The 5,443-nt window shown below is 54.5% G+C and carries 3 rRNA genes; all 3 read right to left on the reverse strand.

Annotated features, from left to right (window positions below):
* Positions 1 to 64: 64 nt before the first annotated feature.
* Positions 65 to 181: ribosomal RNA gene (rrf, locus tag ACFY5A_RS18540) — 5S ribosomal RNA — on the reverse strand.
* Positions 182 to 300: 119 nt separating this feature from the next.
* Positions 301 to 3,404: ribosomal RNA gene (locus ACFY5A_RS18545) — 23S ribosomal RNA — on the reverse strand.
* A gap of 416 nt (positions 3,405 to 3,820) precedes the next feature.
* Positions 3,821 to 5,343: ribosomal RNA gene (locus ACFY5A_RS18550) — 16S ribosomal RNA — on the reverse strand.
* The 16S, 23S and 5S rRNA genes sit together here, the layout of an rRNA operon.
* Positions 5,344 to 5,443 lie beyond the last annotated feature (100 nt).

A 5,443-nucleotide genomic window follows, 5' to 3' on the forward strand; every position in this document is an offset into this window, starting at 1 on the left:
CTGTTTTGTTCGTGTATATGCAAAATGGCCACCCAGCGATGGGTGGCCATTTTGACTAAAAGGAGTCCGGCGGTGTCCTACTCTCCCACAGGGTCCCCCCTGCAGTACCATCGGCGCTGTGAGGCTTAGCTTCCGGGTTCGGAATGTAACCGGGCGTTTCCCTCACGCTATGGCCGCCGAAACACTATTGATGTTTCAATCAGTACACAACATGTGCACGAAAAAGTTCGTGTGTGTTGTGTGGTTCTCGACCGTACATCGAGAACCACTCAGTGGACGCGTAGCACCTACAAACGGTGTGTTATCAAGTCATCGGCTTATTAGTACCAGTCAGCTGCATGCATTACTGCACTTCCACATCTGGCCTATCAACCCAGTAGTCTGGCTGGGAGCCTCTCACCCGAAGGTATGGAAGTCTCATCTTGAGGCCGGCTTCCCGCTTAGATGCTTTCAGCGGTTATCCATCCCGAACGTAGCTAATCAGCGGTGCTCCTGGCGGAACAACTGACACACCAGAGGTTCGTCCAACCCGGTCCTCTCGTACTAGGGTCAGATCCTCTCAAACTTCCTACGCGCGCAGCGGATAGGGACCGAACTGTCTCACGACGTTCTAAACCCAGCTCGCGTACCGCTTTAATGGGCGAACAGCCCAACCCTTGGGACCTACTCCAGCCCCAGGATGCGACGAGCCGACATCGAGGTGCCAAACCATGCCGTCGATATGGACTCTTGGGCAAGATCAGCCTGTTATCCCCGAGGTACCTTTTATCCGTTGAGCGACAGCGCTTCCACAAGCCACTGCCGGATCACTAGTCCCGACTTTCGTCCCTGCTCGACCTGTCAGTCTCACAGTCAAGCTCCCTTGTGCACTTACACTCGACACCTGATTGCCAACCAGGTTGAGGGAACCTTTGGGCGCCTCCGTTACTTTTTGGGAGGCAACCGCCCCAGTTAAACTACCCACCAGGCACTGTCCCTGAACCGGATTACGGTTCGAAGTTAGATATCCAGAGTGACCAGAGTGGTATTTCAACAATGACTCCACAAGAACTAGCGTCCCTGCTTCACAGTCTCCCACCTATCCTACACAAGCCACACCGAACACCAATACCAAGCTGTAGTAAAGGTCACGGGGTCTTTCCGTCCTGCTGCGCGTAACGAGCATCTTTACTCGTAATGCAATTTCGCCGAGTTCGCGGTTGAGACAGTTGGGAAGTCGTTACGCCATTCGTGCAGGTCGGAACTTACCCGACAAGGAATTTCGCTACCTTAGGATGGTTATAGTTACCACCGCCGTTTACTGGGGCTTAAATTCTCAGCTTCGCCTTGCGGCTAACCGGTCCTCTTAACCTTCCAGCACCGGGCAGGCGTCAGTCCGTATACATCGTCTTGCGACTTGGCACGGACCTGTGTTTTTAGTAAACAGTCGCTACCCACTAGTCTCTGCGGCCACCACACCCTTTTCGGAGTAAATCCGTATAAGTGGATGGCCCCCCTTCTCCCGAAGTTACGGGGGCATTTTGCCGAGTTCCTTAACCACGATTCTCTCGATCTCCTTGGTATTCTCTACCTGACCACCTGAGTCGGTTTGGGGTACGGGCAGCTAGAACCTCGCGTCGATGCTTTTCTTGGCAGCATAGGATCATCCACTTTTTATCCGCATCGTGTCTCAGCCTATGTGAGAGACGGATTTGCCTATCTCTCGGCCTACGCACTTGCACCAGGACAACCATCGCCTGGCTTGGACTACCTTCCTGCGTCACACCTGTTAATACGCTAACCGCACCAGCATGGGGTCGTACGCTAGGCCCCACGGCGGATCCCGAAGGATCCAATGTGAGGATTCAGATACTTAGCACTACTGGATTAGTTTGGGCGGTTCTTCGCCGGTACGGGAATATCAACCCGTTGTCCATCGACTACGCCTGTCGGCCTCGCCTTAGGTCCCGACTTACCCAGGGAAGATTAGCTTGACCCTGGAACCCTTGGTCTTTCGGAGGACGTGTTTCTCACACGTCTTTCGCTACTCATGCCTGCATTCTCACTCGTGTAGCCTCCACGGCTGGTTTACACCGCCGCTTCGCTGGCCACACGACGCTCTCCTACCCATCAACACGGCTGGACCACGAAGGCCTACCAATAATGTCAATGCCACAACTTCGGTGGCGTGCTTGAGCCCCGTTACATTGTCGGCGCGGAATCACTTGACCAGTGAGCTATTACGCACTCTTTCAAGGGTGGCTGCTTCTAAGCCAACCTCCTGGTTGTCACAGCAACTCCACATCCTTTCCCACTTAGCACGCGCTTTGGGACCTTAGTTGGTGGTCTGGGTTGTTTCCCTCTCGACTATGAAGCTTATCCCCCACAGTCTCACTGCTGCGCTCTCACTTACCGGCATTCGGAGTTTGGCTGACGTCAGTAACCTTGTAGGGCCCATCGGCCATCCAGTAGCTCTACCTCCGGCAAGAAACACGCAACGCTGCACCTAAATGCATTTCGGAGAGAACCAGCTATCACGAAGTTTGATTGGCCTTTCACCCCTATCCACAGCTCATCCCCTCAGTTTTCAACCTAAGTGGGTTCGGTCCTCCACGACGTCTTACCGTCGCTTCAACCTGGCCATGGATAGATCACTTCGCTTCGGGTCTAGGACATGCGACTGAATCGCCCTATTCAGACTCGCTTTCGCTACGGCTACCCCACACGGGTTAACCTCGCCACATATCGCTAACTCGCAGGCTCATTCTTCAAAAGGCACGCTGTCACACCTACCAGGGGTGCTCCAACGGTTTGTAAGCAAACGGTTTCAGGTACTATTTCACTCCCCTCCCGGGGTACTTTTCACCTTTCCCTCACGGTACTTGTCCGCTATCGGTCATCTGGGAGTATTTAGGCTTATCAGGTGGTCCTGACAGATTCACACGGGATTTCACGGGCCCCGTGCTACTTGGGATACTCTTCGCGCCACGGTTGGCATTTCGACTACGGGGTTGGCACCCTCTATGACCGGCCTTTCAAGACCGTTCGTCTATACCATCGTGTAACGCCGCCACCTCGGCAGAGATGACTGAAAAGTCCCACAACCCCCAACGTGCAACGCCTGCCGGCTATCACACACGCTAGGTTTAGCCTGTTCCGGTTTCGCTCGCCACTACTAACGGAATCGCGGTTGCTTTCTCTTCCTGTGGGTACTGAGATGTTTCACTTCCCCACGTTCCCTCTACCCGCCCTATATATTCAGGCGGGAGTCACTAGGTCGGCACGCCGCCCAGCGGGGTTTCCCCATTCGGACACCCTCGGATCAAAACTTGCTTATCAGTTCCCCGAGGCTTATCGCAGATTGCTACGTCCTTCTTCGGCTCCAGATGCCAAGGCATCCACCGTTTGCTCTTAAAGACTTGAAATCACATGAGTTTGAATCAAAACTCGACCCCACCCGAAGGCGGGATCAGAAATTGACTAATGATCTTTAAGATCATCTATCGCAACAACCCGAAGGCTGTTGCAAGATGCTCGCGTCCACTGTGTAGTTCTCAAAGTACGGGCGGTACCCCTCACCACTTCCCACCAGGGGAAACAACAAGAGGCCCAGAGGTACAGACACGCAACCCCGAAAGGCCACGACGTCCGGTCCCTCAGGACCCAACAGCGTGCAGACACCGACCCCTCCCCCCAGAACTTTCCCACCGCAAGCGGCGTACTCATTCCGAGAAAAGATCTCGATGCCATGTCAAATGTTCCACCCATGAGCTCCCAGCGAAGAACGTATGCCTTCGATCTGGGTTCTGGACACCTACAAGAGGTGTCAGATGCTCCTTAGAAAGGAGGTGATCCAGCCGCACCTTCCGGTACGGCTACCTTGTTACGACTTAGTCCTAATTACCGATCCCACCTTCGACGGCTCCCTCCACAAGGGTTAGGCCACCGGCTTCAGGTGTTACCGACTTTCATGACTTGACGGGCGGTGTGTACAAGACCCGGGAACGTATTCACCGCAGCGTTGCTGATCTGCGATTACTAGCGACTCCGACTTCATGAGGTCGAGTTGCAGACCTCAATCCGAACTGGGACCGGCTTTTTGGGATTCGCTCCACCTCGCGGTATTGCAGCCCTTTGTACCGGCCATTGTAGCATGCGTGAAGCCCAAGACATAAGGGGCATGATGATTTGACGTCATCCCCACCTTCCTCCGAGTTGACCCCGGCAGTATCCCATGAGTTCCCACCATTACGTGCTGGCAACATAGAACGAGGGTTGCGCTCGTTGCGGGACTTAACCCAACATCTCACGACACGAGCTGACGACAACCATGCACCACCTGTTTACGAGTGTCCAAAGAGTTGACCATTTCTGGCCCGTTCTCGTATATGTCAAGCCTTGGTAAGGTTCTTCGCGTTGCATCGAATTAATCCGCATGCTCCGCCGCTTGTGCGGGTCCCCGTCAATTCCTTTGAGTTTTAGCCTTGCGGCCGTACTCCCCAGGCGGGGAACTTAATGCGTTAGCTGCGTCACGGAATCCGTGGAATGGACCCCACAACTAGTTCCCAACGTTTACGGGGTGGACTACCAGGGTATCTAAGCCTGTTTGCTCCCCACCCTTTCGCTCCTCAGCGTCAGTTACGGCCCAGAGATCTGCCTTCGCCATCGGTGTTCCTCCTGATATCTGCGCATTCCACCGCTACACCAGGAATTCCAATCTCCCCTACCGCACTCTAGTCTGCCCGTACCCACTGCAGGCCCGAGGTTGAGCCTCGGGATTTCACAGCAGACGCGACAAACCGCCTACGAGCTCTTTACGCCCAATAATTCCGGATAACGCTTGCGCCCTACGTATTACCGCGGCTGCTGGCACGTAGTTAGCCGGCGCTTTTTCTGCAGGTACCGTCACTTTCGCTTCTTCCCTGCTAAAAGAGGTTTACAACCCGAAGGCCGTCATCCCTCACGCGGCGTTGCTGCATCAGGCTTCCGCCCATTGTGCAATATTCCCCACTGCTGCCTCCCGTAGGAGTCTGGGCCGTGTCTCAGTCCCAGTGTGGCCGGTCACCCTCTCAGGCCGGCTACCCGTCGACGCCTTGGTGAGCCATTACCTCACCAACAAGCTGATAGGCCGCGAGCCCATCCCCAACCAAAAAATCTTTCCAACAAGTAACCATGCGATTCTTGTTCGTATCCAGTATTAGACGCCGTTTCCAGCGCTTATCCCAGAGTCAGGGGCAGGTTGCTCACGTGTTACTCACCCGTTCGCCACTGATCCACAGAGCAAGCTCTGCTTCACCGTTCGACTTGCATGTGTTAAGCACGCCGCCAGCGTTCATCCTGAGCCAGGATCAAACTCTCCGTAAAAAAGAAATGCATACCCCACCGGGAAAACGGTGACGCAGCGAGTTTGATGCTGACCAAAGAGACAAATTCATTGCTGACTTCATCCGAATGCCAACCCCCC

The organism is Microbacterium sp. NPDC012755 (genome assembly GCF_042901325.1).
GTDB lineage: Bacteria > Actinomycetota > Actinomycetes > Actinomycetales > Microbacteriaceae > Microbacterium > Microbacterium natoriense.